The 23,011-nt window shown below is 72.1% G+C and carries 22 protein-coding genes; 5 read left to right on the top strand and 17 right to left on the bottom strand.

Features of this window, described 5'->3' with window-relative positions; all coding sequences use genetic code 11:
* Nucleotides 1-21: 21 nt before the first annotated feature.
* Nucleotides 22-2,808, top strand: a complete 2,787-nt coding sequence (locus tag H7965_RS15230; protein WP_229682629.1) for a phosphoenolpyruvate carboxylase — start codon at nt 22-24, stop codon at nt 2,806-2,808.
* 132 nt (nt 2,809-2,940) lie between these two features.
* Here H7965_RS15230 and H7965_RS15225 read toward each other — a convergent pair whose 3' ends face one another.
* Nucleotides 2,941-3,336, bottom strand: coding sequence for a cupin domain-containing protein (locus tag H7965_RS15225; RefSeq protein WP_186771441.1), 396 nt, complete (start codon nt 3,334-3,336; stop codon nt 2,941-2,943).
* A 103-nt stretch (nt 3,337-3,439) separates the two neighbouring features.
* Between H7965_RS15225 and H7965_RS15220 the strand changes: the two genes are divergently transcribed.
* From H7965_RS15220 to H7965_RS15210, 3 genes are read left to right on the top strand one after another with little or no spacing between them, the layout of a single operon-like run.
* Nucleotides 3,440-4,777, top strand: coding sequence for an aspartate aminotransferase family protein (locus H7965_RS15220; protein WP_186771440.1), 1,338 nt, complete (start codon nt 3,440-3,442; stop codon nt 4,775-4,777).
* A gap of 21 nt (nt 4,778-4,798) precedes the next feature.
* The gene (locus H7965_RS15215; protein ID WP_186771439.1) at nt 4,799-5,731 is read left to right on the top strand and encodes a glycine/sarcosine/betaine reductase selenoprotein B family protein; all 933 of its coding nucleotides are present in this window, start codon (nt 4,799-4,801) and stop codon (nt 5,729-5,731) included.
* Between the two features lie 2 nt (nt 5,732-5,733).
* Nucleotides 5,734-6,936, top strand: coding sequence for a CaiB/BaiF CoA transferase family protein (locus H7965_RS15210; RefSeq protein ID WP_186771438.1), 1,203 nt, complete (start codon nt 5,734-5,736; stop codon nt 6,934-6,936).
* Nucleotides 6,937-7,153: 217 nt separating this feature from the next.
* Here the strand turns inward: H7965_RS15210 and H7965_RS15205 are convergent, their stop codons facing one another.
* Nucleotides 7,154-7,750 (bottom strand): hypothetical protein, encoded by a 597-nt coding sequence (locus tag H7965_RS15205; protein WP_186771437.1) that lies wholly within the window; start codon nt 7,748-7,750, stop codon nt 7,154-7,156.
* Entirely contained in the window at nt 7,747-8,985 is a 1,239-nt protein-coding gene (locus H7965_RS15200; RefSeq protein WP_186771436.1) for a CaiB/BaiF CoA transferase family protein, read from the bottom strand. The genes H7965_RS15205 and H7965_RS15200 overlap by 4 nt, the downstream gene beginning before the upstream one ends.
* A gap of 424 nt (nt 8,986-9,409) precedes the next feature.
* Here H7965_RS15200 and H7965_RS15195 point away from each other — a divergent pair, with 424 nt between their 5' ends.
* A complete protein-coding gene (locus tag H7965_RS15195; RefSeq protein WP_186771435.1) occupies nt 9,410-9,976 on the top strand; it encodes a GNAT family N-acetyltransferase in 567 nt (188 codons plus the stop codon).
* A gap of 80 nt (nt 9,977-10,056) precedes the next feature.
* Here H7965_RS15195 and H7965_RS15190 read toward each other — a convergent pair whose 3' ends face one another.
* The 14 genes from H7965_RS15190 to H7965_RS15125 all read right to left on the bottom strand — a co-directional run bounded on the left by H7965_RS15190 (nt 10,057) and on the right by H7965_RS15125 (nt 22,673).
* On the bottom strand, nt 10,057-10,524 hold the full coding sequence (locus H7965_RS15190; RefSeq protein WP_186771434.1) for a MaoC family dehydratase: 468 nt from the start codon (nt 10,522-10,524) through the stop codon (nt 10,057-10,059).
* Nucleotides 10,524-11,690, bottom strand: a complete 1,167-nt coding sequence (locus H7965_RS15185; RefSeq protein WP_186771433.1) for an FAD-dependent oxidoreductase — start codon at nt 11,688-11,690, stop codon at nt 10,524-10,526. Before H7965_RS15185 ends, H7965_RS15190 begins: the two co-directional genes overlap by 1 nt.
* A 15-nt stretch (nt 11,691-11,705) precedes the next feature.
* Entirely contained in the window at nt 11,706-12,941 is a 1,236-nt protein-coding gene (locus H7965_RS15180) for an NAD(P)-binding domain-containing protein (protein WP_186771432.1), read from the bottom strand.
* Nucleotides 12,942-12,983: 42 nt separating this feature from the next.
* Complete coding sequence (locus H7965_RS15175) at nt 12,984-13,583, bottom strand: OsmC family protein (protein ID WP_186771431.1); 600 nt, start codon at nt 13,581-13,583, stop codon at nt 12,984-12,986.
* 166 nt (nt 13,584-13,749) lie between these two features.
* Nucleotides 13,750-14,517 carry a tetratricopeptide repeat protein gene (locus H7965_RS15170; protein WP_186771430.1) on the bottom strand — a complete coding sequence of 256 codons (768 nt, stop codon included), beginning with the start codon at nt 14,515-14,517 and terminating at the stop codon, nt 13,750-13,752.
* A complete protein-coding gene (locus tag H7965_RS15165; protein WP_186771429.1) occupies nt 14,514-15,479 on the bottom strand; it encodes a type II secretion system F family protein in 966 nt (321 codons plus the stop codon). Before H7965_RS15165 ends, H7965_RS15170 begins: the two co-directional genes overlap by 4 nt.
* Nucleotides 15,476-16,432, bottom strand: a complete 957-nt coding sequence (locus H7965_RS15160; RefSeq protein WP_186771428.1) for a type II secretion system F family protein — start codon at nt 16,430-16,432, stop codon at nt 15,476-15,478. The genes H7965_RS15165 and H7965_RS15160 overlap by 4 nt, the downstream gene beginning before the upstream one ends.
* A 1-nt stretch (nt 16,433) precedes the next feature.
* The gene (locus H7965_RS15155) at nt 16,434-17,798 is read right to left on the bottom strand and encodes a CpaF family protein (protein ID WP_186771427.1); all 1,365 of its coding nucleotides are present in this window, start codon (nt 17,796-17,798) and stop codon (nt 16,434-16,436) included.
* Nucleotides 17,795-19,030: an AAA family ATPase gene (locus tag H7965_RS15150; RefSeq protein ID WP_186771426.1), complete on the bottom strand. Its 1,236-nt coding sequence runs from the start codon at nt 19,028-19,030 to the stop codon at nt 17,795-17,797. The genes H7965_RS15155 and H7965_RS15150 overlap by 4 nt, the downstream gene beginning before the upstream one ends.
* Before the next feature lie 66 nt (nt 19,031-19,096).
* Complete coding sequence (locus H7965_RS15145) at nt 19,097-19,408, bottom strand: hypothetical protein (RefSeq protein WP_186771425.1); 312 nt, start codon at nt 19,406-19,408, stop codon at nt 19,097-19,099.
* Nucleotides 19,409-19,419: 11 nt separating this feature from the next.
* Nucleotides 19,420-21,012 (bottom strand): type II and III secretion system protein family protein, encoded by a 1,593-nt coding sequence (locus H7965_RS15140; protein WP_186771424.1) that lies wholly within the window; start codon nt 21,010-21,012, stop codon nt 19,420-19,422.
* A gap of 24 nt (nt 21,013-21,036) precedes the next feature.
* Entirely contained in the window at nt 21,037-21,891 is an 855-nt protein-coding gene (gene cpaB, locus H7965_RS15135; protein WP_186771423.1) for a Flp pilus assembly protein CpaB, read from the bottom strand.
* A 3-nt stretch (nt 21,892-21,894) separates the two neighbouring features.
* Nucleotides 21,895-22,395 carry a prepilin peptidase gene (locus tag H7965_RS15130; protein WP_186771422.1) on the bottom strand — a complete coding sequence of 167 codons (501 nt, stop codon included), beginning with the start codon at nt 22,393-22,395 and terminating at the stop codon, nt 21,895-21,897.
* Nucleotides 22,396-22,475: 80 nt separating this feature from the next.
* A complete protein-coding gene (locus H7965_RS15125; RefSeq protein WP_186771421.1) occupies nt 22,476-22,673 on the bottom strand; it encodes a Flp family type IVb pilin in 198 nt (65 codons plus the stop codon).
* Between the last annotated feature and the right edge of the window lie 338 nt (nt 22,674-23,011).

The raw sequence follows: 23,011 nt of genomic DNA, 5'->3' as shown, positions 1-23,011 counted from the left end.
CGCCTTCTTCGCATGTGCAACATGGCGGGGATGCCGGACAGCGCCCCCGACCCCCTTCAGGAATTGCTCGCCCGCCTGCGGGATGCCCGTGACGCCGCGGCGCATGATCCCTTCGGCGATCCGGTGCTGCTTGTCGCCCTGGCGATCAGCCGGCGCATGGATGAGGGGGCGCTTGACCTCGACTCCCTCGGCGAGATGGTGCAGCGCTTGGCCGATGCCGCCGCCGCCGATCGGGCGAAGCGGCTGGCGCACTACCTTGGCCTGGATGGCGCCGTGCCGAGCCTCGCCGCGCTGGCGGCGCGCCTTGTCCGGCCCGATCCGAACGACAGCCCCATTCCCTTCGCCCGCTACCGCGCTCTGCTGGAGACGCCACGCTTCGCCGCCGTCTTCACCGCCCACCCGACCTTCTCCCTGCCGCCCGAGACGGGCGCCGCCCTGGCCGCGGCGGCCAGCGGCGCCGGCTTCCCCACCGGCCTGACCCACCGTCCGACCGCCCCCACCCTGGCCGAGGAGTTTCGCCAGGCCGGTGAGGCGATCCGCCGCGGCCGGGACGCGCTGGACGGGCTGAACGCGGCGCTGCTTCAGGCCGCCCAGGGCATCTGGCCGGACCGCTGGTGGACGCTGGTGCCGCGCCCGGTGCTGCTGGCCACCTGGGTCGGCTACGATACCGACGGCCGCACCGACATCGGCTGGTGGGACACGCTGCGGCTGCGGCTGACGATGAAGCGGCTGCAGCTGGAGCGGCTGGAGGCGCAACTCGCCCCGCTCGGCGATTGCGCCGCCGCGCTGCTGGCCCGGCTGCGGGCCGCCATCGCCGCGGTCGCCGCGCAGATCGCCGCGGTGCCGGAGACGCCGGAGCCGGTGGCGGTGCAGCACCTGGCCGCGCTTCTGGTCGGCGAGCGGGAGACGGCGCTGACCGGTCCCGGTCCCCTGCTGGCGCTCTTCGCCGAGGCGTTGGCGGCCGCCCCGGATGAGCCGACCCGGCTGGCCCTCGCCGTCGCCCGCGCCGGCCTCGCCGCGCATGGCCTCGCCCTGGCGCATACCCATATGCGGCTGAATGCGGCGCAGCTGCACAATGCGGCGCGCCAGCGCCTCGGCATCGCCGCTGCGCCGGATGACATGGCGCAGCGCCGCGGGCTGCTCGCCGCCATCAACACGGCGCTCGCCGAGGTGACGCCGTTGCCGGTCGATTTCGGCGCGCTGCTGGCCGAGCGGGCCAGCGCGGTGCGGCTGATGCAGAGCTGCGCGCAGATCGCCAAGCATGTCGATGGCAGCGCGCCGATCCGCTTCCTGATCGCCGAGACCGAAACCGGCTACACCTTGCTGGCTGCGCTTTGGCTGGCGAAGCGCTTCGGTGTCGACCACGCGGTCGAACTCTCCCCGCTGTTCGAGACCGCCGAGGCGCTGGACCGCGGCGAGCGGGTGCTGGAGGAGGCGCTGCGCAGCCCGCACTACCGCGACTACCTGCGCAGGCAGGGCCGTATCTGCCTGCAATTCGGCTATTCCGACAGCGGCCGCTACGTCGGCCAGCTCGCCGGCAGCTACCTGGCCGAGCGGCTGAAGCTGCGGCTGGTGGAGCTGCTGCGGCGGCACAAGCTGGACGGCATCGAGGTGGTGCTGTTCGACACCCATGGCGAGAGCCTCGGCCGCGGCGGCCACCCGGACAGCCTGGCCGACCGGCTGGCCTACCTCTCCCCGCCGCAGGCGCGGGCGGCGCTGGACAAGGCCGGGCTGAAGCTGCGGGAGGAAACCGCCTTCCAGGGCGGCGACGGCTACCTGCTGTTCGGCACGCCGAGGCTGGCCGAGGCAACCGTCGCCGGCATCGCCGCCCATGCCTTCGCGCCCGTGGGCGCGGTGGACGACCCGGTCTACGCCGAGGCCGACTACGTCACCGATTTCTTCGCGACCGTCCGGCGGGAGATGCAGGCGCTGGTCGCCGACCCCGGCTATGCCGCGTTGCTCGGCGCCTTCGGGCCTGGGCTGCTGGACCGTACCGGCTCACGCCCCGCGGTGCGGCAGTCGGATGGCATGGGCGGGGCGGCGCGGATCAGCCACCCCGGCCAGCTCCGCGCCATCCCGAACAACGCCATCCTGCAGCAGCTCGGCTGGCTGGCGAACTCCATCCATGGGCTGGGGGCGGCGGCCACGGCCAACCCGGATGCCTTCGCCGATCTGAAGGCGCGCTCGCCGCGCTTCGCCCGGGCACTGGCGCTGGCCGGCCGGGCGGTGGCCTGCTCCGACCTCGGGGTGCTGCGGGCGGTGGTGGATACGCTGGACCCCGGGCCCTGGCTGGACCGGGCGGGGTTCACGCGGCGGCCCGGACGGCGGGAGGAACTGCTGGCGGTGGCCGGGGCGGTGGAGCGGCTGGACCTGGACGCGCCGGTGCGGCGGCTGTTCCGTCGGCTGCAGGCGGACCATCTGGCGCTGCGTGCCGCTTGGCCGGATTTGCCGGCGATGCCGGACCGGCTGGTGCTGCTGCACGCGCTGCGGCTGGCGCTGATCCACCGCATCTGGCTGCTGGCGGTGGCAATCCCGGAATTCTCCCCGCGTCATGGGGTGACGCGGGAGTCGCTGGTGGTGCGACTACTGCAGATGGATGTGGAACCCGTGCTGACGCTGCTGGACGAGATATTCCCCGCGGCGCCCGGCGCGGTGGTGGAGCTGGACTTCCACGAGCCGGCACCGCCGCGGGAGGGGCTGAGCTATGCGGCGGAGCACGCGGCGGTCTTCGCGCCGATCGGGCGATTGCTCGGGCTGGTGCGGGAGTGTGGGGCGGCGATCACGCATGAGGTGGGGGCGTTTGGGTAGCACAGCGTGCTGCGGTCGTATTTCGGCCGCTTCTCCGGCTTCCACACGCCCACCCTTCGTCCGGCTCACGTCATCCGAGGCCAATCACGACCGCTTCCGATGACCCAACCTGTTCCCGGACGGATACGGAGGTCAGTGAATGGGGTCGAGGAACGGCGCCCCCGGCTCCGATACGTAGAGGATCAGCACCCGCAACGGCCCATCGCCGCGGTTGTACCCTGTCATCCGCACCCCTGGCGGCTCCACCAGCACCTCGCCCGCCCGCACCGTTGCCGTCTCCCGCCCCTCCATCTCCAGGGTGAAGACGCCTTCCAGCACATGGACCGTCACCGGGTGGCGGTGGGTGTGGAAGGGGGTGCGGTCGCCGGGGCGAAAGCTGGCGGCCATGACCAGCACCTCCTGCCGCTCGCCGCGCGGCATGCCGGTGACCACCTCGCGATGCAGCAGGGTCGGCCGGGCCATGCCGGCCTCCTGCGCCAGGGCCGGGGTGGCGGCGAGCAGCAGGGCAAAGGCCAAGGATATGCGCATGGAATGAAATCCTCCGCATTGCGCAATGCTGCGGCGCCGGCCACGTTGCGCCCTGGCGTGCGCCATGGATCATTGGCGCCGCCGAGCCGGAGGAAGCCGACCCATGAGCCACCTCGTCCACCGCAGCCTGCGCAGCGACCCGCCGCTCGCGGTGCGCGGCCAGGGTATCTACCTGTATGACGCGGCCGGGCGGGAGATCATCGACGGTTCGGGCGGCGCTGCCGTCGCCTGCCTCGGTCATGGTCATCCGAAGGTGATCACGGCGATCAAGGCCCAGCTCGACCAGCTGGCCTATGCCCATACCGCGCTATTCTCCTGCGAGAGCGCCGAGCGCCTGGCCGATACCATGGTCGGCCATGCCCCGGGCGGGCTGACCCACGCCTATTTCTGCTCCTCCGGCTCCGAGGGGAACGAGGCCGCCATCAAGATGGCGCGGCAGTATTTCCTCGAGATCGGCGAGCCCCGCCGGGTGAACTTCATCGCCCGACGGCAGAGCTACCACGGCAATACCCTGGGCGCGCTGAGCGCCGGCGGCAACGCCATGCGGCGGGCGCCCTACCAGCCGATCCTCTCCCGCGCCTTCCACCACGTCTCGCCCTGCTACCCCTATCGCGACCGGCGCGACGACGAGTCCGACGCGCAATACGTCGCGCGGCTGATCGAGGAGCTGGAGGCGGAGTTCCAGCGGCTCGGCCCCGACACGGTCATCGGCTTCATGGCGGAGACGGTGGTGGGCGCGACCCTCGGCTGCGCCGCCGCCCTTCCTGGCTACTTCGAGGGGGTGAAGGCGGTCTGCGACCGCCACGGCGCGCTGCTGATTCTCGACGAGGTGATGAGCGGCATGGGCCGCTGCGGCACCTTGCACGCCTGGGAGCAGGAAGGCGTCTCGCCCGATATCCAGATCGTCGCCAAGGGCCTCGGCGGCGGCTACCAGCCGATCGGCGGCATACTGGTGCATGGCCGGGTCATCGAAGGGCTATCCCGCGGCACCGGCGCCTTCATGCATGGCCACACCTACCAGGCGCATCCGGTGGCCTGCGCCGCCGCGCTGGCGGTGCAGCAGGTGATGGCCGAGGAAAATCTGCTGGCCAATGTCCAGGCCATGGGCGCGCGGCTGGAGCAGCGGCTGACCGAGCGCTTCGGCAACCACCGCCACATCGGCGACATCCGCGGCCGCGGCCTGTTCTGGGCGGTGGAATTCGTCGCCGACCGCGCAAGCAAGCAGGTCTTCGACCCGGCGCTGAAGGTGAATGAGCGGGTGAAGCAGGAGGCCTTCCGGCGCGGCCTGGCCTGCTACCCGATGGGCGGCACCATCGACGGCAGGCAGGGCGACCACGCCATCCTCGCCCCGCCCTACATCGCAACGCCCGAGCAGATCGACACCATCGTGGAGCGCTTCGGCGAGGCCGTGGATGCGGTGCTCGCCGAGCTGCGCACCTGATTTCGGAACACGGAGGAAACCATGACGGCCAATATCGACGCGGCGATGGGCTTCGCCCCGGACTACGACAGCCCGGTGCCCTATATGCAGCGCACCCGGGAGTACTACAAGGCGATCGGCTACGACCCCTATCGCTGGGCCCACTACCTCGAGGTGCCCTTCGCGCCGATGGCGAAGGCGCTCAGCGAGGCGCGCATCGGCCTGATCACCACCGCCGCCCCCTATGACCCGGCGAAGGGCGACCAGGGGCCGGGTGCCGCCTATAATTCCGGGGCCAAATTCTACGAGCCCTATTCCGGCGACACCTCGCAGGAGCACGACCTCCGCATCTCCCACATCGGCTATGACCGCAAGCACACCACGGCGACGGACAGCCACAGCTGGTTCCCGCTGCATGCGCTGCGCCGCGCCGTGGCCGCCGGGCGGATCAGGGAGATCGCGCCGCGTTTCCATGGCGCGCCGACCAACCGCAGCCACCGCCACACCGTGACGGTCGACGCGCCGGAGCTGCTGAAGCGCGTGCGGGAAGACGCCGTTGACGCGGTGCTGCTGGTGCCGAATTGCCCGGTCTGCCACCAGACCTGCAGCCTGGTCGCCCGCCACCTGGAAGCGAACGGCATCCCGACCGTGGTGATGGGCTGCGCCAAGGATATCGTCGAGCATTGCGGCGTGCCGCGCTTCCTGTTCAGCGACTTCCCGCTCGGCAACAGCGCCGGCAAGCCGCATGACCAGGCGAGCCAGGATGCGACCCTGGAACTCGCGCTGAAGCTGCTGGAGAGCGCCATCGGCCCGCGCACCACGCTGCAGTCGCCGCAGCGCTGGAACGAGGATGGCCGCTGGAAGATGGACTACAACAACCTCGAGCAGATCGGCGAGGCGGAGCTGAAGCGCCGGCGCGACGAATTCCTGCGCCAGAAGGAGATCGCCCGCTCCCTCCGCGAGAAGGCCGCCTGAGCGTGGCGGAAGCACGTCCTTTCGAAGGGGTCAGGATCCTCGACTTCACCCAGGTCCTGGCCGGCCCCTTCGCCAGCTACCAGCTCGCCCTGCTCGGCGCCGATGTGGTGAAGGTGGAGCGGCGGGAGGGTGAGGATGCGCGGCGCAACCCGCTGTCGCGCGAATGGGCGGCGCGCGGCATGGCGCCGTCCTGGCAGGCGGTGAACGCCGGCAAGCGCAGCCTGACGCTCGACCTGCAGAAGCCCGAGGCGGTCGAGATCATCAAGCGCCTCGCCGCCGAGGCCGATGTGGTGATGGAGAATTTCCGCCCCGGCGTCATGGACCGCCTCGGCATCGGCTATGAAGCGCTCTCGGCCATCAATCCGCGGCTGATCTACGCCGCCGTCTCCGGCTTCGGCCATACCGGACCGGACAAGGGCGAGGCCGGCTATGACGGTCGCATCCAGGCGATGTCCGGCATCATGGCGATGACCGGCCATCCCGGCGCCGACCCGCTGCGCGCCGGCTTCGCGATCTGCGACCTGCTCTCCGGCATGACGGCGGCTTATGGCGTCGCCTCCGCGCTGTTCCAGCGGACCCATACCGGGCGCGGGCAGAAGGTGGATGTGTCGATGCTTGATTCGACCCTGGCCTTCCTAGGCGGCCAGGTTGCGGATTGGACGGTGGGCGGCCACCAGCAGCGGCAGTTCGGCAACCAGGCGGTCAGCCGCCGGGCCACGGCGAATCTGTTCAAGGCCAAGGGCGGCCACCTGCTGCTGGCGGTGAACAACGACCGGCAATACGCCGCGCTCGTGAAGACCCTCGGCATTGAGGCGCAGGTGAACGCCGACCCGCGCTTCGCCGACTGGTTCCTGCGCCTCGAGAATACCGAGGCGCTACGCACGGTGATCGAGGCCGCGCTGGCCTCCGACACCGCGGCAAGCTGGGAGGAGCGGCTGAACGCCGCCGGCGCCCCCTGCGCCCGCATCTGGCGGGTGGATGAGGTGATCGAGCACCGCCAGGTGAAGGCGCGCGGCAAGCTGCAGGAGGTGGAGACGCCCTGGGGCCGGCTGCGCTTCGCCACCAACGGCTTCACCCTCGCGCATGGCGATGCCCGCATCGACCGCCCGGCGCCGGCGCTTTCGGCGCATACCGACGAGGTGCTGGCGGCGGCGGGCTTCGGCGCGGCGGAGATCGCGGCGCTGCGGGAGAATGGGGTGATCTGAGAGGGGCAGAGCCCCTCTCAAACTCTCTCCGCCGAAGGCCGAAGGCCCTTGGAACCCAACCGTTTAGACCGCTGAGGTCCGAAGGAGTCTGACGGGATCGGCCGCGCCGCGCCCGATCCTTTCGCTGGACCGCTACAGCGGATTGCGTTCACGCCCGAACCCAATCCGCTGTAGCCTACTGCCGGTAGGGCGGATTCACGCCCCTCCGCGATCCGCTCTACCAGGCATCCTCGCGCGCGGCGGCGGCCACCTTGTGGAAGCCGGCCAGCGCCTCGAAGGTCTGCTGGGCGATCGCCTCCGGCGGATCGGTCAGCTTCGCCACGATCAGGTAGAGCCGGCCGCGCCCGGGGTTGGGCTGGGACGGTGCGTGGTACAGCTCGGCGCTCGGCGGCGCGGCGTATTTCGCCAGCGCCTCGGCCTTCAGCGGCCGGCTGCCGATGCGCTTGGTGTCGTACCACTGCCGCAGCACATAGGTGGCGCCATCCGTCGGATCGACCCCGAAGGCCGCCTGGTTGTTGCGGTCCAGCGGCGTGTAGGACGCCGATTTGTCGATCAGCCGGATGCTGAAATCGAGCCCCGCCGGCAGTCCGGTCGGGCGCAGCGTGGTTCGCCATTCGAAGCCGCCCTTGGTCGCCTCGGGCTCCGCCGGCGGCTCCGGCTTCAGGCTCTTGGCCAGGGTGGCGAAGCGCTTGTCGGTCGCCAGCGCACGGCGCCAGGTTTCGAACAGCGCATGCACCCGGGTGCGGTTCTCGATCGGGTTGAGCACCAGCAGCTCCTGCTGGAGCGCGGGGGATTCGGTTTCTGCGTCGGTCATCGCCGGCGTTCCTCCACCAGTACGCCACTCGCCCGCAGGGCTTTCACCTCCTCAGCCGAATAGCCGTGCTTCTGCAGCACGCTTTCAGTGTGCTCGGCGAAGCGCGGCGGCACGGCGCGGGTGCCGCCAGGCGTCCGGCTCAGCTTGATCGGCGTGCCGAGGCCGCGGTAGCTGCCGAGCTCGGTCACCATGGCACGGTGCGCGGTGTGGTCGGCCGCCATCGCCTCATCCACATGCAGCACCGGGCCGGCGGGCAGGCCGGCCGCCAGCATGCGGCGGGTCAGCTCATGGCCGTCCTCGGTGGCGAAGCGCTCGTTCAGGATGGCAGTCAGCGCCTCGCGGTTCACCACCCGGCCGCCGTTGGTGGCGAAGCGCTCGTCCTTCGCCACTTCCGGGATGCCGAGGAATTCGCAGAACTTGCGGAACGCCGGGTCGTTGCCGGCGGCGACGAAGATCTCGCAGGTCCTGGTGGTGAATTTGGAATAGGGCACGAGGTTCGGGTGCGGGTTGCCGGTCGCCTGCGGCCGCTTGCCGTTGAGGAAGAAATTCGGCGCATGCGGGTGCAGCAGCGCCATGCCGCAGTCATGCAGCGTCATGTCGCAATACTGGCCGCGGCCGCTGCGCTCGCGCTCCTGCAGCGCCATCAGGATGGCGATCGTGCTGAACAGGCCGGTGGCGATATCGACGATCGGGGTGCCGAGCCGGGTCGGGCCGCTGGTTTCGGTGCCATTGATGCTCATCAGCCCGGTCATCGCCTGCAGCACCGCGTCATAGCCCGGGAAGCCGCCGAGCGGGCCGGTGCCGCCGAAGCCGGAGACGCGGCAATGCACCAGGCGCGGGAAGCGCTTGCTCAGCACCTGCTCGTAGCCGAGGCCCCATTTCTCCATGCTGCCCGGCTTGAAATTCTCGATCAGCACGTCGGCGCCCTCGAGCAGGCGCAGCAGCACCTCCTTGCCCTCGGGCTTCGAGAGATCGAGCCCCACCGACTGCTTGTTGCGGTTGATGTTGAGAAAGTAGCTGGCGGTGCCCTCGGCGTCGAAGGGCGGGCCCCAGTCGCGCACCTCATCGCCCTGCGGCGGTTCAAGCTTGATCACCTCGGCGCCGTGGTCCGACAGCACCATGGTGCAGTAGGGCCCCCCCAGCACCCGGGTGAGATCGATGACGCGAAGCCCGGCGAGGGCACCCGCGGAACGCGCGAGGCCGAGGCCTTCGCTCTGGGGCATTGCATCCGGCATAAGGCGATCTTCCTTGACTCAGGCAGGCTCACTCAGCGGCAGTCCGGGCGAGGGTGGCGCGCCCGGACGGGCGCGCGCGGACCTCCGGGGTAGTGGCCGGCATCCCCGCCGCAGGCCATTCCCAGGCCAATTCGGCCGGGGAGGGGGGTGGCGTCAATGCCACCTCGGCCGCCGGGTCGAAATCGAAGCCGCCGGCGGGGCGGATTCCTCGGGTCCACGGGGGCGGCAGGCGTCCGGCAGGGGCCACGCCGGTGCGGATGCGCCGGACCACCGGGCAGGCTGGCAGCCATCGCTTCCGCCGATCGGATGCATGATTCGATTCCTCCCCTGCGGGCGTGCCGCGCCGGGTCGCATGGCGCATGGACCCAGGGTAAGCCCTTGTGGGGGCGGCGCGAAGGGGGCGGCCCGGACGGAGGTGGAAGGCATGGCGGAGGCAATGATCCTGGAGGGGCTCCGGCTGCGGCTGCGCCCCTGGCAGGGGGCGGATTGGGTGCCGCTCGCCGCCATCAATTCCGACCCGGTGGCGATGCGGCACTTCGCCGCGCCGCTGAGCCGGGCCGAGAGCGATGCCTGGGGCGCCCGGATGCAGGCGCATATCGCCACCCATGGCTGGGGCTTCTGGGCGGTGGAGCTTCTGGCGACGCCGGGCTGCATCGGCGCCGTCGGGCTGATGCACATTCCCTGGCAGGTGCCGGGACGGGCATCACAGGTGCCCGCTGTCGAGATCGGCTGGCGCATCGCCCCGGCGCAGCAGCGCCAGGGGCTGGCGGAGGAGGCGGCGCGGCTGGCGCTGGCGGCCGGCTTCGGGCCGATCGGGCTGGCGGAGATCCTCGCTTTCACCGTCCCGGCGAATGTCCCGTCCTGGCGGCTGATGGAGAAGCTCGGCATGCGCCGGATCGGCGGCTTCGAGCATCCGCGGCTGCCGGAGGGGCATAGGTTGCGGCCGCATTTGCTGTATCGGCTGCGGCGGGAGGAGTATGTTCCAGAATAGCGGACGTCGTGGAACCGGATGCGCGGGTCAAGCCGGCGCATGACGGGAGGGGGAGCGGCCCGCCGTTGCCCGCGATCCCGCTAGCCCGCCCCCGCCGCCTTCCGCAGCGGCACCGTGTAGGTCACCGCGGTGCCGGTCAGGCAAAGCTCGCCCTGGCCGTTGCGCACCTCGGTCCGCAGGGTGCAGATCGGCTTGTCGTCGCGCACCGCCGTCACCTCGACCCGGCCGGTGATGGACTCGCCGACGCCAACCGCCTTCACGAAGCGCCATTCGACACCCAGGAAGACGCTGCCCGGGCCGGGCAGCGCCTCGGCGACGATGGCGTTCAGCAGGCCGGAGGTGACGCCGCCTTGCACGATCAGCCCGCCGAACGGCGACCGCGCCGCCAGCGCGGCATCATAGTGCAGCGGGTTGCGGTCGCCGGTGATCTCGGTGAACAACGCGACGTCGCGCATGGAGGTCTGCCGCGCCCGCTCCGCGACGGCGCCGACCATGGGCCGGCCGGCGAGGGTCAGGGGCCAGGGGCTTGCATCGGGGCCGTGGCTCATCACACGCTCTCCGCCATGGGGGCCGCCGCACGGGCGGCGAGGAATTCCACTTCCAGCTTCATCGCCCGGTTCAGCGCCTGGTGGTGCGCCTTCAGCGCCTCCAGGTCCCAGTCGAAGGCGGCGATGGCGTCGGTCGCCTCGAACAGCGGCAGGGACAGCGCGTCGCGCGCCGCGGCGTAATGCGCCATCGCCCGCTCGGTGCCGGCGGCGGCGGCCTCGGCCAGCAACTCGGCATCGCGCAGCGCATCGGTAATGCCATGCGCGGTCAGCGGGTCCTTGAAGTAGCCGGCATCGCCGACCAGTGCCCAGCCCGGCCCATGCGCCTGGCGGAAGAAGCCGCGCCGCCCGGCGAAGGCCCAGAGTCGGGATTCGAGCCGGCCCACCGCCACCTCCGCCGCCAGCGCCGGCGCCAGCCCCCGCAGCAGGCCGCGGTAGGCCGCCATGGCATCGGCACGGAAGCCGGCGAGGAACCGTTCCGGCGGCACCGAGGCGAAGACGCAATGCTGCCCGGCATTGGTCGGGATCACGCCGACGCTGGCACCGGGCGCGTAATGCCAATGATAGCCCTCGGCCGAGAGGCCGGACCAATGGCCATAGACCGCGGCGGTGGCGGCGCGGGATTCGCGCTGCACCGGCGCCTCCACCAGTCGGGCGACGCGCGAGCCGATGCCATCGGCGCCGACCACCAGCGCCGCCTCGACATGCCGCGGCCTGCCCTGCGGGTCGACCACCACCGCGCCGGTGATGCGGTCGCCGCGGTCCCGCCGGATCAGCGCCGCCAGGGAATGGCCGTGCCGCACCTCCGCCCCGGCCTCCGCCGCCGCATCCGCCAGCATGCCGTCCAGCACGGTGCGGCGCGGCGCATAGAGCGCATCGACGCCATCCTGCGCGCGGATCGCCACGGTGATCGGCTCCATGCCGTAGTGGAAGGTGGTGCTGCGCACGGCGGGCGTCGCCCGCGCCCGCAGCCGCGGCAGCAGGCCCCAGCGATGCAGCTGCAGGACGCCACCGCGCATCAGCGCGTGGGTGGAGATGGTGTCGCTGCCATGGGCGGCGCGGTCGATCACCATCACGCGCAGCCCATGGCGGGCCATGAGCATCGCTGTCGCCGCCCCGGCGCAGCGGGCGCCGACCACGAGAACGTCGTATCGCGCTTCCGGATACATCTTCGCTCTCCCGGGTCAGGCCGCGGCGCGGCCGGTGGCGAGCTGGCCGAGGATGTGCCAGCCCAGCGCCTCGGCATCCGCGCCGACGCCATCGATGAAGCTCGACCGCCGGCGGCGCAGGAAGCGCAGCCCGAGCACGTAGAGGCCCGGCGCGGGGGTGATGCCGCCGCGGTGGATCACCTCGCCCTCCGCATCCAGCACCGGAACCTGCAACCAGCCGTAGTCGCGGCGGAAGCCGGTCGCCCAGACCACGCTGCGGATGCCCGCCGCCCGCAGGTCGAGCCTGGCCGGCGCCGGTGCGGCGAGAGCGATGGCGGGCGGCCAGGCCTCCGCCGGCACGCCCATGCGGTCGGCCACGGCATCGACGCGGGTCAGCACCCGCCCGAGGCTGCGCTGCGCCGCGGCGATGCTCCCGGCGAGGTCGTCGGCGAGGTGCAGCACGCCACCCTCCACCCCCGTGGCCCGGCCCAGCAGGCGCACCCCCATCCCCTGCAGCACGCCGAGGTCGAGGCCGCGCGGGTCCGCCCGGCCGACGAGCTGCAGCGAGGGCTGCGCCCGCGCCTGCGCCAAATCCCGCACCGCCTCCGCCGTCTCGTCGAGCAGGCCGGCGCGCTCCAGCCAGGCCATGATGTCCCGGCCACGGTAGCGCCGCAGCAGCCGCAGGTGGCGGCCGACCGCCAGCGACACCGGGCGCCCCGAGCGGTGGATCTCCTCGGCCAGCTGCACGCCGGAGGCCGAGGCGCCGACCACCAGCACGCCCCCCTCCGGCAGCGAGGCCGGGTTGCGGTAGCCCGAGGGGGTGACCTGGTGGATCGCGGCGGGCAGGGTGCCCGCCATCGCCGGCACCGCCGGGACGTCGCAATGCCCGGTGGCGACAACCACCACCCGCGTCCGCCAGGCGCCCCGGCTGGTCTCCACCGCATAGCCGCCGGCGGTGCGGCGCAGGGCATGCACCGCGGTGCCCGCCTCGACCGGCGCCGCGGTGGCCTCGGCATAGGCGTCGAGGTAGCGCACCACCTCGGGCATCGTCATGTAGCCGTCGGGCTCGGTGCCGCGATAGGACCAGCCGGGCAGCCGGCTCATCCAGTTCGGCGTCAGCAGCCGCAGCGAATCCCAGCGCTCGCTGCGCCAGCGCTCGGCGGTGCGGCCGCGTTCCAGGATGACATGGTCCACGCCATGCCGGGCGAGGCAATGGCTCATGGCGAGGCCGGCCTGGCCCGCGCCGATGATGATCGCATCGGTCTGCCGCATCGCATCCTCCTCGGGCCCAGTGGGTCGCCGGCCTCGGGTCGCTCAGGCCTCGGTGGTGACGGTGACCGGCACGCCATGGGCGAGGACGTCGAAGACCGCCGAGCGGGCGACGGCCTGGGCGACGATCTTCCGCAGCGTCTCGGGCGGCGCGTCGCCCTCCAGCGCGACCTCCGCCCGGATCTCCTGGAATCCGTTGCGGACCTTGTCGGAGATGCCGAGGATCCCCTGCAGGTCGATGTCGCCCACCATCCGGCAGTTCACCGCTTGCAGCGCCACGCCGCGCGCCGCGGCGATATTGGCGATGCCGGCGGTCAGGCAGGCCGACAGCGCGTGCAGCAGGTATTCCACCGGCGTCGGCCCGGCATCCTCGCCGCAGAGCACCGCCGGATGGTCGGCCTCGGCGATGTGAGGCGCCTTGCGCAGGTGCTCGCCCCCGGCACCGGCGTAGCCGGACATGGTGCTGCGCGAATGCGTGCCCCACAGCCATTCGCCCTGGGTGCGGAACTGGAAGCGGGCCAGCGGCGGCTGGCCGGCGACGGCGGCGATGGTGGCGAAGAGCTTCGGCGTATCAACGCCGTTCATCGCCACGCGCGGCGGCCGGGCGGGGGCGGGCATCTCGGTGGCGGGGGCGGTGGTGGACATCGCGGCGCTCCTCCTGTCTCGCCCGGGGCGGCCTTGGCGTGGGGCCAGGGCGGCCGGTCCGGGCATGCGGCGAAGCTACGCGGCGACAGGGGGAGCGGGCTTGGAGGCGGGCTTGGGGAAATCTTGAGATGTCGTGGAGTTCTGCCGGCAGGCGGCGGTGGGCGCTTCAGCTCGGTCCCTCGGCCACGGCGCTGCCGGTCAGCGCTTCCACCATCGCGTCCAGGTCGCCGGTGCCGCCGCGCGCCTCGAGCAGCTGCCGCGCCCCATCGCGGTCGCCGGAGGCCATGCGCGCGATGGCCAGGTTGGTGCTCACCCGCGCCGGCGCATTGGGCAGCTGGGCGAGTGGTTCCAGGATCGCCACCGCCTCCGCCGGCCGCCCGGCCAGCAGCAGCGACATCGCCAGGTTGTTGGCGGTGCCGACATTGCCCGGCGCCAGCGCCAGCGCGGCCCGGTGGCTCCGCTCGGCCTCCGCATGGCGGTCGAGCAGGTCGAGCGCCACGCCCTTGCCGTCCAGCGCCTCGGCATTGCGCGGCGCGGCGGCGATCACCCGCTCGAACAGCGCCAGCGCCTCCGCCGCCATGCCGGAGCGCAGCCGCAGCCGGCCGAGCTGCGTCAGCAGGGCCGGGTCGTCGCGGTGCCGCTCCAGCGCCCGGTTGACCACCTGCTCCGCCTGGGCGGGCTTGCCATGGCGCAGCAGCGCCCGGGCGAAGCGCGCCTGCAGATCAGCCCGTCCAGGCTCCGCCGCGGCGGCCGCGGCATACATCGAGAGCGCGAGATCGCCCCGCCCGGAGGCCTCGGCCGCCGCCGCCACCCGGAGGCGGGAGCCGGCATCATGTTCTCGCGTGGTGGCCATCTGCGTCCCGGTGCAGGCCGCGAGGAGGGCGCAGCACAGCACGGCAAGCCCCGCGCCGCGCGCGGATCTCCGGTTGGTCATTTCGAGCCTCCGAAGGAGTTGCCGATTTCGATGATGGACGGCCCGATCAGGGCGATGAACAGGGCTGGCAGGATGAACAGGATCAGCGGCCCGATCAGCTTCGTCGGCAGCTTGATCGCCTTCTCCTCCAGCCGGAGCATGCGCTCCGTCCGCATCTCGGAGGCCAGGACGCGCAACGCCTGCGCCAACGGCGTGCCGTAGCGCAGCGTCTGCGAGAGGGTGGCGCTGAGCCGCTTGAAGCCCTCGAGGCCGGTCCGCTCCGCCAGCCGGTCCAGCGCCGTCCGGCGGTCCGGCAGCATCCGCAGCTCCTGCACCAGGATGTTCATCTCGTTGGCGATGGCCCGGTTGGAGCCGGCCATCTCGCGGGCCACGCGGTCCACCGCGGTCTCCAGCCCCAGCCCCGCCTCGGCGGCGACGACCAGCAGGTCCAGCGCGTCCGGCAGCCCCTTGCGCAGGCGGTTCTGGAACGACTTGCGCAGCATGCCGGCCACCCGGTTCGGTGCCATCACCGCGAGTGCCAGGCCGCCGGTCACCATCAGCGTGGCCTGCATCGGCTCCGCTTCGCGCATCACCGAAAGCCCGAAGGCGGCCAGCGGCAGGGCGACGAGCAGCAGCGCCTTCACACCGATGAAGAGCGGCACGGCACGGCGCGGGTCGAGCCCGGCGGCCGACATCATCCGCTGGAACTCCTCGGTTTCTTGCGCCGAGATCAGCGCGCTGTCACGCAGGATCTCGCCGAGCCGCAGCACCGGCCGCAGGAGCAGGGCGCCCACTGCCCGGTGGGCGCCGGCGGTGGTGGCGTGGTCGGCCGGACGGATCACCGACTTCAGCCGGCCGCTGAGGTCGCGGTCCTCGGCACCCTGCGCCAGCAGGGCGGCAGCGAAGATCGCCAGGCAGATCGCACCGCCCGCCGCGCCCGCGGCCAGCAGCAGGGTCGCCAGCTGCGGCAGGTGCTCGATCAATCGCGGCTGGCCCGGCGGATCAGCCAGCGGATGGTAAGCAGGCCCATCAGCATCAGGCCGAGGCCGACCAGCGCCATGCGCTGGCCGGCCGGGTTTTCGGTGAATGTGCGGATGTAGAAGGGCTGACTCGCTGCCATCAGCACCGCCGCGACGAAGGGCAGCACCGCCAGCAATCCGGCCTGCGCCTTCGCCTCGCCGGCCAGGGCGCTGGCGCGCTTGACCATGGCGACCCGCTTGCGCACCGTATCCACCAGATTCTCCAGCGTCTCCGCCAGGCTGCCGCCGGTCTGCGCCTGCAGGCCGAGGGTGACCGCCAGGAAGGCGTATTCGGTGAGGCCGGTGCGGTCATGCAGGCGGAACAGCGCGACCTCGATCGGCCGGCCGATCACCATGTCGCCGACCACCCGGGCGAATTCCTCGCGGGTGGGGGAGGCGATGTCGCGGCTGACCGCGCGCAGCGCCTCGGCCAGCGGCAGCCCGGCGCGGATCGAGCGGATGATAAGGCCAAGCGCGTCCGGGATCTGCTCGAACACCGCATGGCAGTAGCGGGCATGCTGCCAGCTGAACACCGCGCGGCAGGCCAGCAGCCCGGCCGCCGGGGCAGCCAGTAACGCCGGTATCCGGCCGAGCAGGTTGCTGCCGGTCATGGCGGCAACGCCCGCGACCACCAGGCCGAACAGGGCAACCAACGGCCAGGCGATGATCTGCTCCTGCGGGATGTCCGGATTGAAGCGGAGGAAGCGGAAGAGCCGGAGCGAGAGCGCGCCGTGTGTCGAGTTCTCGACCCGGATGCTGGGCAGCACGGTGGCGCTGGCCGCCGCCGGCGCCGCGGAGATGCCGCGGACCCGCTCCCGCAGCAGCCGGCCGGAGCCGCCCCGGACCAGCGCGATCGCCCCGAGCGCCATGCCCAGCATGAGGACGAGCGCGGCGATGAGGAGCAGGCCGGTCCGCATCTCAGGCCTCGCGCAGCGCGTTCATCCACGCCTCGCCAAGGCCGAAATACTCCAGCCGGTCGTAGAAGCCGGGGCGGATGCCGGGTGTGGTCCAGCGGCCTCGGAGGCGGCCGGTCTGGTCCTCGCCCTCGTACTCGAACTGGAAGACCTCGTTCATCGTCACCACTTCGCCCTCGAGGCCGACGACCTCCGAGACCTGGAGGACGCGGCGGCCACCGTCCCGCATCCGGGCGACTTGGACGATGAGATCGACCGCGCCGGCGATCTGCGTCCGGATCGCCCGGCTTGGCAGGCTCGACTGCCCCATCTGCACCATGTTCTCGATGCGGGTGAGGGCGTCGCGCGTGGTGTTGGCGTGGACGGTGCAGTAGGAGCCGTCGTGGCCAGTATTCATCGCCTGCAGCATGTCGAAGGCCTCGGCGCCGCGGACCTCGCCGACGATGATGCGGTCCGGCCGCATCCTGAGCGCGTTGCGGATCAGGTCGCGCTGGGTGATCTCGCCGCGGCCCTCAAGGTTCACCGGCCGTGTCTCCAGCCGCACCACATGCGGCTGTTGCAATTGCAGCTCGGCGGCATCCTCGATGGTGACGATCCGCTCGCCATGGTCGATCATCTGGCTCATGGCATTCATCATGGTGGTCTTGCCGGAGCCGGTCCCGCCGGAGATCACCACGTTGAGCCGGCAGCGGGCGGCGATCTCCAGCACCCGCGCGACCGACGGCGACATTGACCCGCCTGCCGCCAGCGCCTGGAGATCCACCTTCCGCTTGGCGAATTTGCGGATGGAGATGCAGGCGCCGTCGATCGCCAGCGGCGGGAACACCACGTTGACGCGGCTGCCGTCGGGCAGCCGGCAATCGACCAGCGGGCTGCTCTCATCGACCCGGCGGCCGACCGAAGCGGCCATTTTCTGGGCAATGGTCGCCAGCTGCGCGGCGCTGCGGAAGCGGACGGAGGTCAGCTTCACCCGGCCGCGCACCTCGACGAACACCCGGTCCGGGCCGTTCACCATGATGTCGCTGATGCTGTCATCCTGCAGCAGCGGCTCCAGCGGCCCGTAGCCGACCATGTCGTCGGCCAGCTCCTCGGCGATCGTGGCCTGCTCGCGGGCTGAGATCTCGATCCGCTCGCGGTTGGCGATCTCATGCACCAGAGATTCGAGCTGGGCGCGCAGCACCGGCGCCGCCAGCTCGGCCGCGACCACCGGGTCCACCCGCTCCATGACCTGCAGGCGCAGCCGACGGATGCGCTCGGCCGCGGTGGCGGCGGCGGCGGGCCGGAGAGGCGGCGCCGCCGGCGCCGGCACCGGCGGTTCCGCCGCCGCATCGGCCACCACCTCCGCCCGCCGGCCGAAGGCGCGGTTCATGCGCGGCCCCTGCCGAACAGCCGGCCGAGCAGCGATGCCTTGGCCCCGGCGACCGGCACCGTGGCGATTTCCTGCAGCAGCGGCGCCATGGCGCGGCGCAGCGCCGGCGTCTCCCGCGACGCCGGGCGGCCGAGGTTGGCGGCGCGCGGCAGGTGCCGCGGCAGGTCGGGGATGGTCACGTCCGGCGGCGCGCCGAGCCCTTCCTCGATCAGTTTCGGCTTGAGGCTGCCCGGCAGGCCCGCCCGGTTCAGCACGATGGTGGCGCGTGAGCTGCCCGAGGTGCCGAGCAGCTTGCGCAGTGCCAGCGTGTCGCGGATGCCGGCGATGTCCGGTCCCAGCACCAGCACGCAGTGCCGCGCCGCGGCCAGAACGGCGCGCTCGGCCGGGCCGGGCGGCATCGGCAGGTCGACAACGATGAAGTTGAAGCGCTGGCGCAGCATCTCCAGTACCCGCTGCACGCCCACCTCGGCCGGCTGCGGCAGGCTGTCCATCGGCTCCTCGGCCGCGACCAGCCGCAGCCGGTCATCGATCGGGATGCCGGCACGCTCAAGGAACAGCGCATCCACCCGGTCCGGCTGCTCCAGCGCGACGCGAAGGCCGGTGCCGGGGCGGACGCCGAGCATCAACCCGGCGGTGCCGCCGCGCAGGTGCAGGTCGAGCAGCGCGACATGGCCGCGGCTGGCCTCCGAGAGCTGGACCGCGAGGTTGACCGCGACGGTGGTGGCGCCGCAGCCGCCCCGCGCGCCGCAGACCGCGACCACTTGGCTGCCACGGCCGGTCGCCTCGGCGGCGCTGGCCTGGCCCGCCAGGTGCGGACCGAACAGCCGCGCCACCATGTCCCGGGTCAGCGGCTTGTGGAGGTATTCGGCGACCCCGAGTTCCCGCGTCAGCCGGCGGTAGAGGGCGATGTCGGCCTGGTCCCCGATGACCAGGACCTGGACATCCGGGGTGCAGACCGCGGCCAACGCCTCCAGCGCGCGGACCGGATCGGCGACGCCGGCGATGTCGATCAGCAGGATGCCCGGGGTGGGCTCCCGCTCAAGCGCCCGGGTGGCGGTGCGGACATCGCCGCGCCGCAGCTGGGCCTCGCCGAACAGGCCGGGCAGGCCGCCGCGCAGCGCCGCCTCGCTGGCCTCGTCAGCGACGAAGCCGAGCAGGGTGGCGCGGTCGCCGGCCGGCCGCACCGCGCCGCGGTCGGCATCCGGCATCTCGCGCGCTAGCTGAGCGGACATGGCTGCCTCCCGACCGGGACCGGGCGGCGCCTGGCCCGGCGGGGTGGCGGGTCGCTCCGGTTCGGATCATTGCCCATTGCTGGAATCCTGAGTCGGCGGCGTGATGGAGATGTTGCCCACCGTCGAGGCGCGGCTGTCCGGCAGGGACGGGCGGCGGCCCCGCTCGAGTTGCCGGATCGCCGCGCTGGCCGGCTGGGCGCGGTCAGTCGCTGCGCCGACGCCGCGCACCGCATGGCCCGGATGCGCCAGCATGGTGGCGAGGTTCGCGTCATTCACCCCGGTTGCCCGCCAGGTGCCGGGCCGCTCATGATCGCAGCCGGCGAGCAGCAGGACAGCGGCCAGGATGGGCGCCCGGAGCAGGCGCGGTGGGATGGCCATTGCTGCGGGCCTCATTCGAGGATGAATCCGGCATCGACGCCGGACCGGAACGACCGGCCCGGCAAGCCGCGGGCGAGCTGCCGGCGGAACAGGATGCGGTCGAGATCGGTGGCAGGGCGGAAGCCGTCGGTCGGCGCCGCCAGCGCCTGCGGGTCGGACACCGGCCGCACCAGATAAGGGGTGATGATGATCACCAGCTCGGTCTCGTTGCGGCGGTAGCGGTCGGAGCCGAACAGCGCCCCGAGCACCGGGATGTCGCGCAGCCCGTTGACGCCGCTGTTGGCCATGGTGTTGCCGCGCTGGAGCAGGCCGGCGATGGCGAAGCTCTGGCCGCTGCCGAGCTCCACGGTGGTCTCGGCGCGGCGGACGCTGAGCGCCGGGATGCGCACCACGCCGCTGGCGAGCGGCATGGTGATTGCGCCATTGTCCGACAGCTCGCTCACCTCCGGCCGGACCCGCAGGTTCAGCCGGTCCGGTCCCAGCACCGTGGGCACGAAGGCCAAGCTGACGCCGAACTGCTTGTAATCGATGGTGATGCTGTTGCTGACCGGGCTGGCGGCGATGGGCACCGGGAATTCGCCGCCGGCGAGGAAGCTGGCGACCTCCCCCGATTGCGCCGTGAGGTTCGGCTCCGCCAGGATGCTGATGAGCTGGTCGGAGGCCAGCGCATCGACCACCGCGTTGATGTCGAAGCCGCCCGGGGCCGCCCGCGTGGTGGCAGTCCGGGCGAGCCGCGAGGCCAGCGTGCCGGTGGCCCCCGCGGTGGTGATGCCGATCAGCAGGCCGCCGCCGTCATTCGCCAGGGCGTCCCAGTTGAAGCCCAGTTCCCGGGTGACCTGGCGGGAGATCTCCGCCACCCGGACCCGCAGATTCACCTGGATCGAGGAGAGCAGGGTGATGTTGTTCACCACCTCCCGGTCCTCGCCGCCATAGGTGCGGGCGATGGTCTCGGCGCGCTGGGCGTCGGCGGCGGCGGGCAGCTCGCCGCCCAGCACCAGGGTGCGTGGGCCGGCGGCCGTCACCGTCAGCCGCTCGGCGCCACGCACCAGGCGGCGGATCATGCTCTGCACCGCGGCGGCGCTGGGCGCGGCGGGTGCCATTGCTGCCGCACCCGCCGCGGCCCCTCCTGTGGGGGGCGCGGCGCCAGGGCCGGGCTGTACGGTGATGTCGTATTCCGCCACCGGCGTGCCATCCTCGGCGGTGGCGATCACCGTGGTGCGACCGGTGCCGACCGCCATGACGAAGAGGCTGGTGGGGGAGGCGGGCTGCACCCGGGCGATGCGCGGATCCGCCGCCAGCACGGTGAGGGCCGGCTGCGGCAGTTGCAGCAGCCGGCCGGCGCCGACCTGCAGCAGAACCGAGATCGGCAACGGGGCGGGCTGGGCCGCCGGGCGCGGCGCGGCGGACGGCGTTGATGGCTCGGCAGGGGTGGGCCGGAGGGCCTGGGCGAGCACGGATGGCGCCGCGCGCCTTGCGTCAGCCAGGCTTGGCGGCCAGGCCGCCGCCCCGCCGGGGGAGGGCGGTGCCTGCGCCGAGGCCGTGCCCGCCAGCAGCGCAACGCCAAGTGCCAGGACCGCCGGACAGATGCGGATGCCAGTGAACATTGGGCGGGTCCTAGTGGGCATTACTTAGCGAAAGGTTACTTCCTGCTTCTCATCGCCCTGGATCACCCGCATCCGGGCGCCCTGGGAGAGGGCGGAGCGGGCCAGGGCCGGCGACACATCCGCGCCGAACACCGCGGTGCCGTTGATGGCCAGGTCCAGCTCCGTCTCCAGCCGGTCGATGGCCCGCACCGTCAGGGCGATGCGGCCCAGCCGGGTGGCGACGGCGACCCGTTCCGCCTGGTCGGCGGTGACCTCCAGGGTCACCGTCCGGGCGACCCGGTCGGTGTTCGCATCCGTCGGGTTGGCACCGCGGGTGAGCTGCTGGTCGACCGCGATGACCCGGGCGCCGGTCAGCACCGTCTCGCCGATCACCCGGCGGGCCAGGGGCGCGTCGGCGACCCCGAGTTCCTGGGTCAGAATGAGATCCACCTGGTCGCCGGGCCAGATCAGCCCGGCCGCGCCGGTGACGACGTCGACGCCCACCGCGATGGCCCGGGTGCCGGGGCGGAGCACGGCGGCGAGGAAGCCGCGGTCGCGCGGCCGCAGCATGTCCTCCCGCTGCGGGATGGCACCGGCATCGAGGTAGCGGCGCAGCAGGGCGCCGCGGAGTTCCATGCGGCCTTCCTCGCCGGCGATGATGGCGCCGTCCGGGATTTCCTGCGGCGGCATTTCGCGGGTGGCGAAATCCTCGTCCTTCAGCAGCGTGCCGGCCGGCAGCGCCCGCGCGGCGATGATGATCCGGGCACGGGCGGGCGGCGGGGGCGGCGGCGCCACGGCCGCGACGATCACCTCAGGCGGTTGCAGCAACTGCCAGCCGAGCACGCCGAGGCCGAAGGCGCTCAGCACCAGGGAGGCAATGACCAGGATGCGGAGGACCATGGCTCAGGACCCCGCGAGAAGGATGAGGATGCCGCCGACGGCAATGGCGACGCCATAGGGCAGGGGGCCGCCGCGGCGGAGGCGGCGGGCCTCGATCGCCAGGATGCGGGCGGCGGGCCGGCTGGCGCCGGTCGGGCGGAGGCGGGGGGCGAAGCGCGGGCCGGCGAGGTAGCCGAGGCCGAGGAGGCCGCCGGCCAGCACCGTCGCATTCACGAAATCCCAGGTCACGGCGGGCGGCAGGCCGATGGCGATGGCGGCGGCCAGCTTCGCATCGCCGCCGCCGAGCCAGCCGCGGATCACCAGCAGGAGGAGCGCGGCGAAGAGCAGCAGCGCGGTGGCGGTGGAGAGCAGGAGCGGGGTGGTGCCGGCGGCGGAGCGGAGCGCGAGGCCGAGGGCGGCGACCAGCAGGGGAATCCGATTGGGGATGATGCGCGACACGACGTCGCGCCAGGCGGCGAGAAGAAGCAGGGTGGCGATTGTGGCCTTCATCGTCACCAGAAGCACGGCGGATCCTTGTCCTTCGGCACGGCGAGGGAAGGGCAGTCTGGCCTGCCCGCGGCCGCGGGCAGGCCGGGAGCGGGCGATCAGCCGGTGGTGGGGGCGGTGAAGCTAATGCCTTGAAGCGCGTTTTTAAGCATAGGGCCGAAGGTGGCGATGGCGGCGCTGACAGCAGCGACGAGGGCAACCGCCATGATGGCGTACTCGGCGGCGGTCACGCCCTCGCGGTTCTTCAGGGCGGTACGGAGAACGGCAACCGAAACGGGGAGCAGAGGATGGATCATGAACTTGGGTCCTGCACTGGTCGTTGAAGGTGAGCAATCCCGGCACACGGCTTACGCGACCGGAGAGGCCCAGCAGCACACCAGGAGTTTCTGATCGGCTGCTAGACACAACCTAAACGATTGGTTGGTTTGGCATCAACCTGAGATTTGATGACGAGGGCCATTTGGTCACGATTTTTTGACTTGTGCCACCACATTCTGCACGCAAAACGTTTATTCTGTCTCCTGATGTTCTACCTTAAGGGGTATCTCAGCCATCTGCGCATCGACCACTGCCCCCGGGAGACCCTTTGCGATGCCGCCAAAGCTCGCGCCAAACCTGGCCACGGTGCCACAGC

The organism is Siccirubricoccus deserti, assembly GCF_014283215.1.
In the GTDB taxonomy this organism is placed as follows: Bacteria; Pseudomonadota; Alphaproteobacteria; order Acetobacterales; family Acetobacteraceae; genus Siccirubricoccus; species Siccirubricoccus deserti.
Note: the sequence above shows the minus strand (reverse complement) of the source record. Positions and strands in the feature narration are given on the sequence as shown.